Annotated in this window: 15 protein-coding genes; 10 read left to right on the top strand and 5 right to left on the bottom strand. The window is 39.2% G+C overall.

Annotated features, from left to right (window positions below; translation table 11 throughout):
* Positions 1-100 precede the first annotated feature (100 nt).
* From PQ578_RS07670 to PQ578_RS07690, 5 genes are all read left to right on the top strand, one after another.
* Positions 101-589, top strand: coding sequence for a transcriptional regulator, SarA/Rot family (locus tag PQ578_RS07670; RefSeq protein ID WP_273832998.1), 489 nt, complete (start codon positions 101-103; stop codon positions 587-589).
* An 83-nt stretch (positions 590-672) separates the two neighbouring features.
* On the top strand, positions 673-1,953 hold the full coding sequence (locus PQ578_RS07675) for a DNA polymerase IV (RefSeq protein ID WP_273833000.1): 1,281 nt from the start codon (positions 673-675) through the stop codon (positions 1,951-1,953).
* A gap of 34 nt (positions 1,954-1,987) precedes the next feature.
* Positions 1,988-2,941, top strand: coding sequence for an AAA family ATPase (locus PQ578_RS07680; protein WP_273833002.1), 954 nt, complete (start codon positions 1,988-1,990; stop codon positions 2,939-2,941).
* The gene (locus tag PQ578_RS07685; protein WP_273833004.1) at positions 2,938-4,146 is read left to right on the top strand and encodes a DUF58 domain-containing protein; all 1,209 of its coding nucleotides are present in this window, start codon (positions 2,938-2,940) and stop codon (positions 4,144-4,146) included. The genes PQ578_RS07680 and PQ578_RS07685 overlap by 4 nt, the downstream gene beginning before the upstream one ends.
* Positions 4,146-5,366, top strand: coding sequence for a DUF4129 domain-containing protein (locus PQ578_RS07690; protein WP_273833006.1), 1,221 nt, complete (start codon positions 4,146-4,148; stop codon positions 5,364-5,366). Before PQ578_RS07685 ends, PQ578_RS07690 begins: the two co-directional genes overlap by 1 nt.
* Here the strand turns inward: PQ578_RS07690 and PQ578_RS07695 are convergent.
* Complete coding sequence (locus PQ578_RS07695; protein ID WP_273833007.1) at positions 5,334-5,930, bottom strand: CPBP family intramembrane glutamic endopeptidase; 597 nt, start codon at positions 5,928-5,930, stop codon at positions 5,334-5,336. The two genes, PQ578_RS07690 and PQ578_RS07695, sit on opposite strands and share 33 nt — an antisense overlap.
* Positions 5,931-6,020: 90 nt before the next feature.
* On the opposite strand from PQ578_RS07695, the gene rnz reads away from it, so the two are divergent.
* A complete protein-coding gene (rnz, locus tag PQ578_RS07700; RefSeq protein WP_273833009.1) occupies positions 6,021-6,953 on the top strand; it encodes a ribonuclease Z in 933 nt (310 codons plus the stop codon).
* Positions 6,954-6,986: 33 nt separating this feature from the next.
* Here rnz and namA read toward each other — a convergent pair whose 3' ends face one another.
* A complete protein-coding gene (namA, locus tag PQ578_RS07705) occupies positions 6,987-8,006 on the bottom strand; it encodes an NADPH dehydrogenase NamA (protein ID WP_273833011.1) in 1,020 nt (339 codons plus the stop codon).
* A 74-nt stretch (positions 8,007-8,080) separates the two neighbouring features.
* The gene (locus PQ578_RS07710; protein WP_273833012.1) at positions 8,081-8,866 is read right to left on the bottom strand and encodes a glycerophosphodiester phosphodiesterase; all 786 of its coding nucleotides are present in this window, start codon (positions 8,864-8,866) and stop codon (positions 8,081-8,083) included.
* Positions 8,867-9,089: 223 nt separating this feature from the next.
* On the opposite strand from PQ578_RS07710, the gene PQ578_RS07715 reads away from it, so the two are divergent.
* The 3 genes from PQ578_RS07715 to PQ578_RS07725 all read left to right on the top strand — a co-directional run bounded on the left by PQ578_RS07715 (position 9,090) and on the right by PQ578_RS07725 (position 11,482).
* On the top strand, positions 9,090-10,706 hold the full coding sequence (locus tag PQ578_RS07715) for a M20/M25/M40 family metallo-hydrolase (protein WP_273833015.1): 1,617 nt from the start codon (positions 9,090-9,092) through the stop codon (positions 10,704-10,706).
* 70 nt (positions 10,707-10,776) lie between these two features.
* Positions 10,777-11,172: a DoxX family protein gene (locus tag PQ578_RS07720; protein ID WP_273833017.1), complete on the top strand. Its 396-nt coding sequence runs from the start codon at positions 10,777-10,779 to the stop codon at positions 11,170-11,172.
* A gap of 103 nt (positions 11,173-11,275) precedes the next feature.
* A complete protein-coding gene (locus tag PQ578_RS07725; protein WP_273833019.1) occupies positions 11,276-11,482 on the top strand; it encodes a cation transporter in 207 nt (68 codons plus the stop codon).
* 46 nt (positions 11,483-11,528) lie between these two features.
* Here PQ578_RS07725 and PQ578_RS07730 read toward each other — a convergent pair whose 3' ends face one another.
* Both PQ578_RS07730 and PQ578_RS07735 read right to left on the bottom strand, forming a co-directional pair.
* Complete coding sequence (locus PQ578_RS07730) at positions 11,529-12,164, bottom strand: FMN-dependent NADH-azoreductase (protein ID WP_098444129.1); 636 nt, start codon at positions 12,162-12,164, stop codon at positions 11,529-11,531.
* A 176-nt stretch (positions 12,165-12,340) separates the two neighbouring features.
* Complete coding sequence (locus PQ578_RS07735) at positions 12,341-12,478, bottom strand: hypothetical protein (protein WP_179886240.1); 138 nt, start codon at positions 12,476-12,478, stop codon at positions 12,341-12,343.
* A gap of 213 nt (positions 12,479-12,691) precedes the next feature.
* Here PQ578_RS07735 and cls point away from each other — a divergent pair, with 213 nt between their 5' ends.
* Positions 12,692-14,137, top strand: a complete 1,446-nt coding sequence (gene cls / locus PQ578_RS07740; protein WP_273833025.1) for a cardiolipin synthase — start codon at positions 12,692-12,694, stop codon at positions 14,135-14,137.
* Positions 14,138-14,221: the final 84 nt, after the last annotated feature.

Here is a 14,221-nt window from a genome sequence, read left to right on the forward strand (position 1 = left end):
TGTTCTCTTTTTTGTTACATCCACCTTTGTGGCACTGCTTCTATATTATGTTAAAATAGAACGGTATGATTATAATTATTGAAGTGGAAGCGGTGTTAAAATGGACTCTATTCAAACTCATAAACTGATGAATTATATGCGAGGAACTTATAAAGTACTGGAAAATGAATGGCAAAAAAATGCGAGAGAAATTGGATTAACTCAAGCCGAACAGCATGTGATGTGGATTGTTTATTTGGAAGAAGAAGTTACCATTACAAGAGTTTCAGAAATTGGGCTTTGGGACGTATCAACAGTTATGCAGGTGTTAAAACGTTTGAAAAACAAATTGTACGTCAAACTTGATAAGAAAGCGAACGACCGGCGCGTATCATACGTGACCTTGACGGAAGAAGGTCATCATAAAGTGGAAGCTAGTACGCAGTATTCCTATGCGGTAATGAATTACTTAGATGAGTATCGCTCAAGATCAGCTGAAAATGCTGAATTGCTAGATGCTATGTACGAATTTCAAATGGAATTCAACCAGCATTTTCACGGTAGTGAATTTGTGAAATGGGTAGAACGAAAGCAAGCACTCACCACGTGAGACAGGAGACCTCTCCTGTCTTTTTAACATGAGTGGCGGGAAACGCAAACGGTTTCGATAGAGGGCTTAAGGAGATGGATGGAATGGATCTTAGTACAAAGGGAAGAGGAAGAATTATTTTTCATGTGGATATGAACAGTTTTTACGCGTCTGTCGAAGTCGCTCATAACCCAAAACTTCGAGGAAAACCTCTTGCTATTGCGGGGAATGTAGAGGAAAGGCGAGGTATTGTTGTAACGAGTAGCTATGAAGCGAGAAAGAAAGGCGTCAAGACAACAATGCCGGTTTGGGAAGCCAAAAAGCACTGTCCTGAACTTCTCATTATGCCGCCTAATTTTCCACTTTACCGACAAACCTCTCTCCAAATTTTTGAACTATTAGAAACCTACACGCCACTCGTTCAGCCAGTTTCTATTGATGAAGGGTATTTAGATATAACAGAAGATTGTGGAGATCGAAATCCTATTGAAATAGCGGAGGAAATTCAAAATCGCATTCATGCTGAAATTGGCATCCCTTGTAGTATTGGAGTTGCACCAAATAAATTTTTAGCAAAGATGGCTTCTGATATGAAAAAGCCTTTAGGGATTACCATTCTTCGTAAACGAGAGTTAGATCAATTGCTCTGGCCACTTGATGTTGGGGAAATGCATGGGGTAGGAAAGAAAACAAAAGAAAAATTACTTGAGCTAGAAATTAAAACCATCCACGATCTAGCTCATGCGAATCCTCTACAACTTGAAATGAAGCTAGGCATTAATGGAAAAAGATTACATGAGCGTGCCAACGGACGAGACAACCGCCCTGTTGATCCAGATGCGATAGATGAATTTAAAAGTGTTGGCAATTCCACTACGTTTCCGGAAGATCTTATTGATCATCACCGCATTCATACCGCACTCACAAATTTATCTGATTCCGTAGCTAAGCGGATGGCCAAAAAGAACGTTCTTAGTTTTAATATTCAGCTAACGATACGTTACAGTGATCGAACTACCGTTACTAGAAGTAGAAAACTTCAAAATCCAATTTCTCAGTCTGCGGACATTCTTGAAGCTGCTCAAGCTCTATTTGAGAAGAATTGGTCAGGGCAGCCGATTCGCTTACTTGGCGTAACAGGACAGCAGCTAGTTGATCGAAACGAGGCCACTGTTCAGCTTGATTTATTTTCTTTTGAAGCGGATTCAAAACGACACAATCTCCAGAATACGATTGGTTCAATCCGATCCAAATACGGCGAGGGAGCTCTTCTTAAAGGAAATCAACTCAGTAAGGATGGAAGTCATAAGTTAAGAGATGAGAAAAGGCGTGGCACAAGTTTAGATCGTGACTTCCTCTGGAAGTATAAGCAAGATAAGGATTAATCGATATCTCTCCATCTAAAAAGGGGCTGCTAATATGACTATTGTTGAAAAGATGAAGCTTGTTCAACATGAGATGCAAAAAGTTCTAATCGGAAAGAAAAAAACGATTGAGCTGGTGATGATTTCTTTATTAAATAATGGTAATGTGTTGCTGGAAGATGTTCCTGGTACTGGAAAAACCCTTCTAGCTAAATCAATGGCTGTTTTATTAGGTGGACAATTTAAAAGAATTCAATTTACTCCAGATGTTTTACCAGGTGATGTCACAGGTATTCAATTTTTCAATCCAAAAAAGCAAGATTTTGAATTGCGTCCAGGACCAGTTGTGACGAACGTATTGCTAGCTGATGAAATCAACCGAGCAACGCCTAGAACGCAGTCGAGTTTACTAGAAGTAATGGAAGAAAAGCAGGTAACCATTGAAGGAACAACGCTCAAACTTCCAACGCCTTTTATCGTAATCGCAACGCAAAATCCCCTTGAATCACAGGGAACTTTTTCATTACCTGAAGCCCAAATGGATCGTTTCTTTATGCAGATGCAAAGCGGATATCCAACACCGATAGAAGAAAAACGAATGATTCAAATGATGAGGCTTCAAAATCCATTCGATGATTTGAAAGCGATTTTTGAAAGTGGAGAAATTGAATTATTTCAAAAACAAGTGAAGCGGGTGGAGCTTTCTGAAGTGATTGAGGATTATCTTTTAAGTATCGTCCAAGCGACGAGAAGCGGAGGGTACATAAGTGTTGGCGTAAGCCCGCGAGGAACGATTGCCTTTATGAAAGCAGCACAAGGAAAAGCATTCATCGAAGGAAGATCATTTGTTACTCCTGAAGATATTCAGTTCGTGGCGCCTTATGTTCTTAGTCATCGTTTAGTCTTAACGATGGAAGGAGCGATGCGTAAGACGAAACAAGCTGTGTTTAAAGAGATTCTTACTCAAGTCGAGGTACCGGTGGAAGTGAGGGGAAGGGCAACAACATGAGCTGGGAGTCGAAAACCACACTCTCTCTATTCCTTTCTTCTTTTCTAGGACTAAGCTGGGTTCTGATTATTATTTCTTTTTATTTACAATCTGTCGAGCTATTCATAGTTACTATGGCATTAATGCTACTTAGCTATGGAACCCGTATCTACTTAAAGAAAGCAGCTACATCTGTTCAGGTAGAAAATAAGCGACATACGATTAGGCTTTTCAAAGGTGAACATGAAACGCTTTCCTTTTCGATACAAAATCAAGGAAAGTTGCCGATTTGGAACGGCGAGCTGCGCTTTGCTGTTGAGTCTGTGATTCACCTCTCCCAACTTGAAATTGTTCAAAACACGAAAAACCTTCACTATTATGATGTTCCTTTTTTTATGAGACGAAATGAACGTAAGAACATTTCCTTTTCCATCCATGCTTATGAAAGAGGAGCTACGCGAATAAGGAACCTTCAATTTATAATAAAGGATCTCTTTGGTTTAGGAAGACGTTTATCTAGTTTTCAAGGCTTCTCACAAACAGAAATATTGATTTACCCTGAGTTGAGGGAGGTGCAAGGCGTAGAACAACTTTCGACTTATGAAATGGGGAGTCACGCTTATGAACATTCCCTCTATGAAAACTTGTGTGCTCCTGCAGGTGCACGAGAATATGCGAACTCTGATCCATTTAATCGTATTCATTGGAAAGCTACGGCAAGAACTTCAGAATTAAAAACGAAAGTGTACGAGCGTTCGATCGAGATGAGGTGGGTTTTTATTCTTGATTTGTCTGTTAAAAGAAAGAATAGTCCAGGGCAAGTCTCCAATAACATCGAAGCATATATTAGCCAACTGGCCTTTCTTTGTTCAGTCGCTACGAAACGAGGAATAGCGTTTGAAATCCATATTAATCTTGATCCTGAAGGACCTGCTTCTTCTATGGTACTTGAAGTGGGAGAGGGGAATGCTCAGTTAAGTAAGGCACTAGAGTTATTGGCTCGAATTGATGACACAAGGCCGCTGATATCTTTTGAACGGATGAGTTCATTGCTCAAAAAGCGAATATCAGAGCGCTCTGTTTTGATTCGATTAGGTGAGCCGATTCAATCAAAGGAAGAAGAAACATTTTATCAGTTTATGAAGAGTATAGGTCATATGTGCTATGACGTGAAAATGTCGGATGGTTATGCATATCTTAGTAAGATAGAAAGGGTTCGGAATTAATGAAAGTACGTAGAGAACTTCCTCATTTTCTCTATTATATTTATGATATGGTTTTCGTGTATTTTCTTTTAGCGTTTTTTTATTTATATGAACAAACCTTCCCGCCTATTTTCCCTTTTCTTGTGCTTGTTCTTGGTTGCGGAAGTTGCTACTTTCTTCTTTATTTTAGAAATCGTGAACAAATCACCTTGTCGAGGTTATTTCTGCTTGGCATCCTAACCGTTGTTGTTGGATTAATGTTAGGAGTACCGTTTTTTTATTCCATTCTCCTTTCGATTACGATCGCATGGCGTAGCTATGTCAACATTAGAGAGTTAACTCGTCATGATGATACAATCGTTTTTTTCTTGAGTTTGGTTGGTTCCTTTCTATTCTTCCTTTTCAGTAATTCTTCAGAGTTAAGACAGGTCGTATTTCTATTTCCTCTTGTGCAATTTCTTTTGCTTCTCATATGTAGAGCGGCTGTGGAAATAAGAAAAGCAGGGGGAATGAAGCAGGCCAGATGGGTCATGAGTTCTATCCTTCTTTTGTTAGCTGTTTCCAGCGGCATGTTTAGCATTATTATCTGGATGAAAGACCCTCTTATTAAATTGATTTCTTATACAATAAGTGGAATTGGTTATGTTATTGGTTTACCAATTTACTGGCTAACCTCAAATCTTCCGACGCGCTCTGCAGAAGATTCTCTTTTTTTAGAGGGGAATTCGTCAATGAAAAACCAACAAATGAATAAGGAACAAACGATAAATGGACAAAGTATAGACTTGCCACTTGAGCTTATTTTCTACACCTGCCTTATCATTGTATTAATCGTTACTTTCTTCATCATTTATAAAAAAAGGCTTGTACTTTCTCGACTTGAAGTAAGTAGCTTTGCTACTATAACGAGTGAAATGTTGAATACAAGGGAAGATAAGAAAGAAAGCCAATTAAAACCACCTATGAATCAGGTAAGAAAGCAAATTTTTAATTTAGAAATAAAGGCGCTGAAGTATGGGGTTGGACGTCAAGCAGGAGAGACTTTAAGTCAATGGTTACGAAGGATTCCTGGTCATAGTGAACATAAGGATTACATTATAGCCATTTATGAGAAGGTTCGATACGGGACAGAAAGTCCTGATCGAGAGGAAGTTCTTCTCTACATGCAGCATATGAAGAGCCTCCTTAGGGAGTTAAAGAGGCATGCTTTACAGAAGCGGAAAGAAAACAAGAAGAAATAAATCAAATACAAGGTGTGAAAGAAGCGGAACGACCATATTTCGAGTTCGGTCATACAAATATCCCCATACAGCTCCAGCTAACACAGCAGCGACAAGCAGAAGGAAAGCACCTGCATAAAAGTGTGCGCTCATATAGAGAAGCGCTGCTAGCAAAATCGGGTATTTGATTTGAAGTTTTTTAAGCTCTGTTTGGACAAGTCCTCTCCAGAAAAGTTCTTCTCCTGGAATAACAATTAAAATAAGGCTAACATAGTGCCAAGCTTTATCTGGTGCGACAAGGGTGTAGAGTTCATTAACCTGTGTCATAAATTGAGGGAAAAGAACAAGCATAATTGTTTTCCCCAGAAAGAAAAGAATATAAAGGGAAACGCCACTTAAAATTCCGATAAAAAGGTGAGAAAGTGACGGCTTTTTCCATTTAACTTGACGAATTGACACTCCTCCAAGGAGAAGAAGAGAAACAGTAAAAAGCGGCCAAAAGAAGTCACTAAATAAATAGAAAGATAGAAATAATAGAAGATGTGAGAGAAATAGTGCAAGGAATAATCTTTTTTTTAACAGCATGATAAACAGCTCCTGTATGAAATTCATACTTACAGTGTAGCCGATCATCAAGATCTTTGCGATGCAGAACTGATGATAAGGAGGTTTGATATGCAATTAACATTTCTAGGAACAGGTGCTGGTGTTCCTTCAACAAAACGTAACGTTAGTTCGACAGCTCTTCGTCTTGATTCTGGAGAAGTTTGGATGTTTGATTGTGGGGAAGCGACACAACATCAGATTCTTTCTTCTACTATTACACTTAGTAGGCTGACCAAAATTTTCATCACTCACTTACACGGTGATCACATTTTTGGACTGCCTGGCCTTCTTGGAAGTCGTTCTTTTCAAGGGGGAGAATCAGAACTGAAGGTATACGGACCAAAAGGGCTTGCTCATTTTATTGATACGGCCGTAAAAATTAGCGGTACACACCTACGCTATCCACTCCAAATTGTAGAAATAGAAGACGACTTTCAAGTGCAAGAGCAGGGTTTTACAATAAAGGTAGCTTTGTTAGAACATGGAATTGATAGTTTTGCTTATCGAATAGAAGAAGCAGATAAGACAGGTGCATTAAATGTTGAAAAATTAAAGTCATTAGGTGTACAACCCGGTCCGATCTATCAAAAATTGAAAAATGGAGACTCTATTACCCTTGACAATGGAAAAGTGGTGCATGCAGGTGAAGTAGTAGGTCCTCAGATAAAAGGAAGACATCTTGTGTATTGTGGGGATTCTCGGTTTAATGAGAAGACGATTGATTTTGCTTTAAATGCCGATCTTCTTATCCATGAAGCTACATTTTCCGCTCAGATGGCGTCGTTAGCATATGAGTATTATCATTCCACTACGGAGGAAGCTGCTCGAATTGCTAAAACTGCGAACGTAAAGAAACTTCTGTTAAATCATATTAGTTCACGTTACCAAGAAGCAGATATGGTTGATCTAATTAGGGAAGCAAGAGCCGTATTTGCAAATACGGACATAGTAAAAGATCAAATGACAGTCCATATACCTATAACAAAACCGAGCTCATTTTGAGCTCGGTTTTGTTATAGTCAACTTACTGATTATTTAATTCCAACCACGTTCATACTGTTTCGGTGCCTCTAAGTCTGCGCCAAGTTCAGCTGCGGCGGTTCTCGCCCAGTAAGGATTTCTTAATAGTTCTCTTGCAAGCAAGACAAGGTCTGCGCGGTTGTTATGAATTATTTCCTCTGCTTGAAGGGGGTGCGTAATCAATCCAACTGCGCCAGTTGAAATTTTAGCTTCATTACGAATTTGTTCAGCGTGTTTCACTTGATATCCAGGAAAGGCATCGATGCTCGCTGGTACAACCCCGCCTGTACTACAATCAATTAGATCAACGCCTTGTTTCTTCATTTCACTTGAAAAATATACGAAGTCTTCCATTGTATTTCCTTCTTCGTGGTATTCTTCTGCAGAAATACGTACAAAGAGTGGACCATCCCAAACATCGTTCACTTCTGAGATTATTTCTTTAAGAAAACGATAGCGGTTTTGTGTTGAACCACCATATTCATCTTCACGATTATTCGTTAATGGAGATAGAAACTCATTGATTAAATAACCGTGTGCGCCATGAAGTTCGATAACATCAAAGCCGGCTTTCTTTGCTCTCCTTGCGCCTTCTTTAAAGGAAACAATCGTTTCTTTTATTTGTTCTAGCGTCATTTCTTCAGGGGTTTTCATTTTATCACTAAAAGGAATTGCTGATGGCGCAATAATTGGACCATCTAATACGGCTTTTCGACCGGCATGAGCAAGTTGAATACCTACTTTTGCTCCTTGCTCTTGAGAAAGTTGTACAATCTTCTGCAATCCTTCTATATGGTCATCACTCCAAATGCCAAGGTCCTGTGGAGAGATGCGGCCCTGTTCGGTAACAGCTGCTGCTTCCGTAATAATGAGACCCGTTCGTCCTACTGCTCTAGAAGTATAGTGTGTGAAATGGAAATTGGTTGCTTTCCCGTCCATTGCTTCACATGAATACATGCACATAGGACTCATCACAATACGGTTAGGAAATGTAACGTTTTTTATAGTATAGGGTGTAAATAATGCTGATGACATGCAATCTCTCCTTTATTTCTTCTTTCCTGACCCTGAGTATAGCATGTGCAAAAAAAGAAGTCGCAAATCGTGCTTTACTTTGTGAACATGCTCCAAATGTTTTTCCACCAGGATTTTTTTTGTTGTGAAATTTGTTTGTTATGGATGATATTTAACGCAAGATCAGGCACATCCGTCATAAGTCCGTCTACTTCCCACTCAATAAATTGTCTCAGCCACTTTTCCTCATTAATCGTATAAGGCCGTACGTTTATGCCGTGAGCTTGAACGGTTTTGATAAGTGATGCATGGATGGATTTGAAGTGAGGGTGGATCGCTTTTGCTTTTAGTTTTTTTGCATAGTGCCAGGGTTCATGTAAGTTCCCTTTGTAAAGAGGTGCGGTTTCTACCTTAGACCACAATTTATGTACCTCAAGCAATCGTTCGTGTTCAAAGCTAGAAATCAGCGTATTTTTCTCAGAGCGAAATTTTTTAATCATTGGAATGGCTGTTTTGGCGAGTTGATCATCATTTTCTCGATAATATTTTAATTCAATATTCAGCCAGAGATCGGGATAATCTGAAGCAAAGGTCAACACTTCCTCTAAGGAAGGGATACTTTCTTGCTGAAACTTTGGAGAAAACCAGCTCCCGGCATCCAGCTTTTTAAGGTCTGCATAATTTGTTTCGGTTACAATTCCCTTTCCAGACGTAGTACGCTTTAAGGTACGGTCGTGAATGACAACTGGAATGCCATCTTTTGAAAGTTGGACATCAATTTCAATTCCTCCAGCTCCAAGCTTTACTGCACGTTCGTAAGCACTTATTGTATTTTCTGGACATTGTTTACTTGCACCTCTATGAGCAAATATGATTGTCATGACTTTCCCCATTTCTACTGGTCTTTTCAGGTTTTGTATGTATAAAATATGATAAAGTGAAACTTCCATTCGAACCTTTAGGGGAAGTTGAGCCCTACCTACACGGATTGAAAGGGTACATGGCTTAGTAGGGAGACGGTGAACAGGTCAAAAATGCCGTCTATTCTCATTAAACCTACCAAAAACAGGTGAATTTTGCAAAAAACAGACAGGGGGTTATGAGGTGGAGAAATGGCAAACAAAAGAAACGCTTATGTATTTGTTATCAAGACTTGTTGAACATCAGAGTATAACGGGATCCTATCCAGAAGTAGCGCTTGCAGAATACATTCATCTTCAGCTTCAGGACTTAGATTATTTTAAAGATAACCCTCAAATGCTTGCTCTTCATCCAACAAGTGATGGACGTTCTTTTGTAACAGGTTTGATCAAGAACGGAACAGCAAAAAAAACGGTTATATTAATAAGTCATTTCGATGTGGTCGATGTAGAAGATTACGGCCAGTTTAAAAACCTGGCCTTTAGCCCATATGATCTGACAGAAGAAGTATATAAGAATCTGGATAAGATGCCACTAGAAGTTCAGAATGATCTGGAAAATGGAGAATGGGTATTTGGTCGAGGCGTGATGGATATGAAAGCAGGGATTGCCTTACAGATGAGCATGCTTGAAAAAGCAAGTTCTGGTGAATTTGAGGGGAATATTTTATTCCTTACGGTTCCTGATGAAGAAGCCAATTCATTGGGAATGATCGAGGCCGTTCCTGTTCTCGTTGAAATGGCAAAACAACATAACCTTATGTATACCGCTTGTTTAAATTCTGAGCCTGTTTTTACAAATTATCCTGGTGATCAAAACCTCTATCTTTATTCAGGATCAATTGGCAAGTTACTTCCTGGTTTTTTCTGTTATGGTCAAGAAACTCACGTTGGGGAACCCTTTTCTGGCTTGAATGCGAATTACATGGCAGCAGAAGTAACGAAAGAGTTAGAATTAAATGCTGACTTTTGTGAGGTTGTTGATGGAGAAGTAACCCCTCCGCCTACAAATTTAATGCAAAAGGATTTAAAAGAAGGATATTCAGTTCAAATTCCACATGTAGGCGTCACGCTTTTTAATGTGCTTGGGATGGAAAGTAGCATTCAACAAATTACAGATAAATTGATGAAGGCTGTAAAAACTGCTGCCAGGCGTATTGAACACCACTACTTAGAAAAAGCCACTGCTTTCTCGATGCTTCAAAGCTATGTTCCGGAGCCATTTAAAGTTAACGTGTTAACCTATGAACAGTTGCACCAAAGGGCGGTTACATTGTTTGGCGAAGCGGAAATTAAACGTCGCCAGGATTACATCTCAGCAAATTTTAAAGATCTTGGAGATCGAGATCTTTCCACAAGAATGGTCTTTGATCTTGCAGCGCTTTGTAAAGATGATGGCCCAATGATTATTCTTTTTTATAATCCACCTTTTTATCCGGCCGTATCCTCTCGTCATGATCCATTTATTCAGGAAACGATTCAACGTGTGATGACATACAGTGACGAGAAGCATAACGTAAAGTTAAAGCCACAGCATTATTTTCCGGGCCTTTCAGATTTAAGTTTTGTTGGGTTAGAACGTACGAAAGAAACCATTCAACCATTAATGAGCAACATGCCTTTATATGGGCAGTCTTATACGCTACCTCTCGAGGCGTTAGAACAGTTAAAGGTTCCCGTTATGAATCTTGGACCGATGGGGAGAGATGCGCATAAATGGACAGAGCGACTTGAATTAACGTATTCCTTTGAAACACTGCATGAAATGCTTCCTTATACGATTAAACAATTGCTTCGGTAAAGCGTTTTTCTTCTAAAAAAGAAGAATAGTTTGCTATCATGGAAGAATCCAATTGAAAAGGAGATTCTTTATGATAAAAACAATTCGTCGAATTGCGCTTGTGTTATTTGCTTTTTTCTTTATTTTTGCAGGCATTGCTCATTTTATTCAAGGGGAAGGTTTTGCATCAATGATTCCCGAATGGGTGCCGTTCAGGCTTGGGATGATTTATGTAACAGGGATTATGGAAATTGTATTAGCCATTTTACTCCTCATTCCTTCTACACGTAAACAGGCAAGGTTTTGGACGGCAGTGTATTTAGTCGTTATTTTTCCTGCCAACATTTATGCAGCGATTGCTGGAATTCCAGCTCCTGGACAGGAGGAAGCAAATGAGTTACTGCTATGGATCAGGTTACTCTTTCAACCGCTCTTAATTTGGTGGGTGCTCTGGGCAGCAAAACAAAAGAATGATTCGGCAATTTAAATTAGCTGTGACCGCTCATTAATATAAGCTGTTTTGTTCGTCATAGTATTTTGATGAACGGGAAGGATAATAGCAAAACAAGTTCGTGAGGGGAGACAAAAAAGTGGAACAAGTAACCTTGAAAATTAACGGGATGACTGGTGATCACTGTGTATCGGTAATTCGTAGCGCCTTACTAGAATCAAGTGGTGTATCGGCTGTTGAAATTCATTTTAAAGAAGGAAATGCAGATGTTACTTTCGATTCAAACAAGGTTTCTCTAACAGCTTTACAAGAAATAGTGAAAAATCAGGGATACGTTGTCTCATAAAAAAACCAGCTGGCTAGTCAGCTGGTTTTTTGTTGAGTGAATAGTATTAGAATGTAAGTGCGGTATCTTTTGCACGCGCAATAGCATTTTGCTTAATGTCTTCGGCTTTATCTGGCATTGCGTTATGACCTTCTACAAAAAGTCCATCGTAGCTTGGCACGCCATAGAATTGCATCATTGTTGTAAAGTAGCGATGACCCATTTCCATTTCTGCCGCAGGCCCTTCTGAATAAACGCCACCGCGAGCCTGGATGTGGATCGCTTTTTTATCGGTTAAAAGACCAACAGGTCCGTTTTCAGTATATTTAAAGGCTTTACCAGCCACGGATACTGAGTCAAAATAAGCTTTCATAACTGGAGGAAAAGAGAAATTCCAGAGTGGTGTTACGAACACATATTTATCAGCCTCAATAAATTCTTCACTTAATTCATTAAGGCGCTGTACTTTTTCTTTTTCACTTGCAGATAGTTCTTCGAAACCTTTTCCGGATTGTAATTTGCCCCAGCCGCTAAAAACGTCAGCATCAATTTGGGGAATATGCTCACGATACAGATCGAGATGAACGACTTCATCGTTCTCATTCGCTTCTTTGTAAGTGTCGATAAAAGCTTTTCCTACTGCCATGCTGTAAGATTGTGTATCATCGTGTGGATGAGCCGTGATGTATAATACTTTTGCCATTTCAACATTCATTCCTTTCTTGATGCGCAATTTATCTCGAATTAAATTATTTTTAATTCAAGGCAAATTATAAAGGAGGTGAGGAACGAATTCAACTATTTTGCTTCTGTTTGTAACGTGTGAAAAAAATGGGGACATAATAAAAGCCTTGCACTTTAGGCAAGGCCAGGTTTGACTTAACTTTTAGGTAGCTGATAAGGGTTGCCGCTGAGGTTTTTTCTTACTTCATCTGTTAGTTTGAAAGGCAGCTTTTTTTCACTAGGGGCTGAAGAGATGCTAGAGCTTCCATCGAAATGAATTGGTTTACCAATCATTTGAACTCCTCCTTGTCTTTCGTTACGTTTAGTTTACTTTGTGTTTCAAATAAATGGAAGAGGTTCTATGATTTCAGGTAAGAAATGGTTCGATTAAAAAGAAAATGTGATATCTTTAGATTATTAATCATCTTAATAACGAGCTGAAAATGATGTAAACTTAAGTGAAAAACGATTAACCTGAGATTGTGTACGCTAAAGGAGCTATTATTTATGCACATTATTTCGATTTTATTAGGAATTTTATTTGTACTTAATCTTGTTTTTGCAGCTCTTGTTATTTTCCTCGAACGCAAAGATGCGGGTGCAACATGGGCTTGGCTTATGGTCTTGCTTTTTATCCCTCTTCTTGGTTTTGTGATGTATTTAGTATTCGGGCAAAACTTAAGCAGAAGAAGGTTATTTGACTGGGATAACATAAAGAAAGTTGGAATCGAGGATTTAATTGAGGAGCAGGTTAGTGAAATTAAAAGCGGGGTTTATCCTTTCAGGCATGAAGAAATTGCGCGACATAAGGACCTGATTTATATGCATCTTGTAAATGACGATGCGGTACTAACGCAGGATAATGCCATACGTATTTTTTCAGACGGTGAGGAAAAGTTCAATGCCCTCATTCAGGATATCGGCCGCGCGAAAGATCATATTCACTTCCAATACTATATTTTCCAAAAAGATGAGCTAGGTAAGAGGATTGTGGAAAAGCTCGCTGAAAAAGCACGCGAAGGGCTAAAGGTTCGCGTTCTTTATGATGAAATGGGATCAAGAAAAACAAGGAAGCGTTTTTTCAGAGAGTTGATCGAAGCAGGTGGAGAAGTGGAAGTCTTTTTCCCTTCACGCATCCCCTATGTGAATACACGACTGAATTATCGAAATCACCGAAAACTGGTGATTATTGACGGCGTACTTGGCTATGTCGGGGGATTCAATGTTGGTGATGAGTACCTTGGATTAAATCCAAAGTTTGGTTATTGGCGGGATACACACCTTCGGATTGAAGGTAGCGCAACGCTCGCTATGCAGACGAGGTTCTTGTTAGATTGGAATCACGCTGCACGGAACAAGGTAGGTTATGAATCGTGCTATTTCCCTATCATTGAGCCGATTGGAAAAGCCGGTGTGCAAGTTGTGAGTAGTGGACCTGATTCTGAATGGGAACAAATTAAAAATGGGTACATAAAGCTCATTACCTCAGCAAAACGAACGATCTTTATTCAAACCCCTTACTTTATACCCGATGCAAGCCTGTTAGATGCCCTTCGTATTGCTGCACTTAGTGGTGTAGATGTTAGATTAATGATTCCCGATAAGCCAGATCATCCTTTTGTTTATTGGGCGACCTATTCCTACGTTGGCGAATTACTAAAAGCGGGGGCGAGAATCTACATTTATCAAAATGGTTTTATTCATGCAAAAACCATCACAGTCGATCGTGAAATTTCTTCAGTGGGTACCGCTAACATTGATGTGAGGAGTTTCCGATTAAACTTTGAAGTGAATGCATTTATTTATGACGAAGAAATATCAACAGAGTTGGCAAACATTTTTATGAGAGATATGGAGAAAAGTGTGGAATTAACGGGAGAAGGCTACTTGGAAAGATCACTCTGGATTCGATTTAAAGAGTCAATTTCGAGACTTTTGTCTCCTATTTTATAAATGATTCACATTCCTGAAGCGTGCTATAAAAGCATGCTTCTTTTTATGTGAGCTGGGTTGTGCGTTTATGGCACCTCGTTAAAA

It is taken from the genome of Guptibacillus sedimenti, from assembly GCF_028610665.1.
Classification (GTDB): domain Bacteria; phylum Bacillota; class Bacilli; order Bacillales; family Guptibacillaceae; genus Guptibacillus; species Guptibacillus sedimenti.

Excerpts from the sequence above, each read along its gene's own strand:
- PQ578_RS07670 (WP_273832998.1), top strand. The coding sequence starts at position 101 with ATGGACTCTATTCAAACTCATAAACTGATGAATTATATGCGAGGAACT.
- PQ578_RS07675 (WP_273833000.1), top strand. The coding sequence starts at position 673 with ATGGATCTTAGTACAAAGGGAAGAGGAAGAATTATTTTTCATGTGGAT.
- PQ578_RS07680 (WP_273833002.1), top strand. The coding sequence starts at position 1,988 with ATGACTATTGTTGAAAAGATGAAGCTTGTTCAACATGAGATGCAAAAA.
- PQ578_RS07685 (WP_273833004.1), top strand. The coding sequence starts at position 2,938 with ATGAGCTGGGAGTCGAAAACCACACTCTCTCTATTCCTTTCTTCTTTT.
- PQ578_RS07690 (WP_273833006.1), top strand. The coding sequence starts at position 4,146 with ATGAAAGTACGTAGAGAACTTCCTCATTTTCTCTATTATATTTATGAT.
- PQ578_RS07695 (WP_273833007.1), bottom strand. The coding sequence starts at position 5,930 with ATGCTGTTAAAAAAAAGATTATTCCTTGCACTATTTCTCTCACATCTT.
- rnz (WP_273833009.1), top strand. The coding sequence starts at position 6,021 with ATGCAATTAACATTTCTAGGAACAGGTGCTGGTGTTCCTTCAACAAAA.
- namA (WP_273833011.1), bottom strand. The coding sequence starts at position 8,006 with ATGTCATCAGCATTATTTACACCCTATACTATAAAAAACGTTACATTT.
- PQ578_RS07710 (WP_273833012.1), bottom strand. The coding sequence starts at position 8,866 with ATGACAATCATATTTGCTCATAGAGGTGCAAGTAAACAATGTCCAGAA.
- PQ578_RS07720 (WP_273833017.1), top strand. The coding sequence starts at position 10,777 with ATGATAAAAACAATTCGTCGAATTGCGCTTGTGTTATTTGCTTTTTTC.
- PQ578_RS07730 (WP_098444129.1), bottom strand. The coding sequence starts at position 12,164 with ATGGCAAAAGTATTATACATCACGGCTCATCCACACGATGATACACAA.
- PQ578_RS07735 (WP_179886240.1), bottom strand. The coding sequence starts at position 12,478 with ATGATTGGTAAACCAATTCATTTCGATGGAAGCTCTAGCATCTCTTCA.
- cls (WP_273833025.1), top strand. The coding sequence starts at position 12,692 with ATGCACATTATTTCGATTTTATTAGGAATTTTATTTGTACTTAATCTT.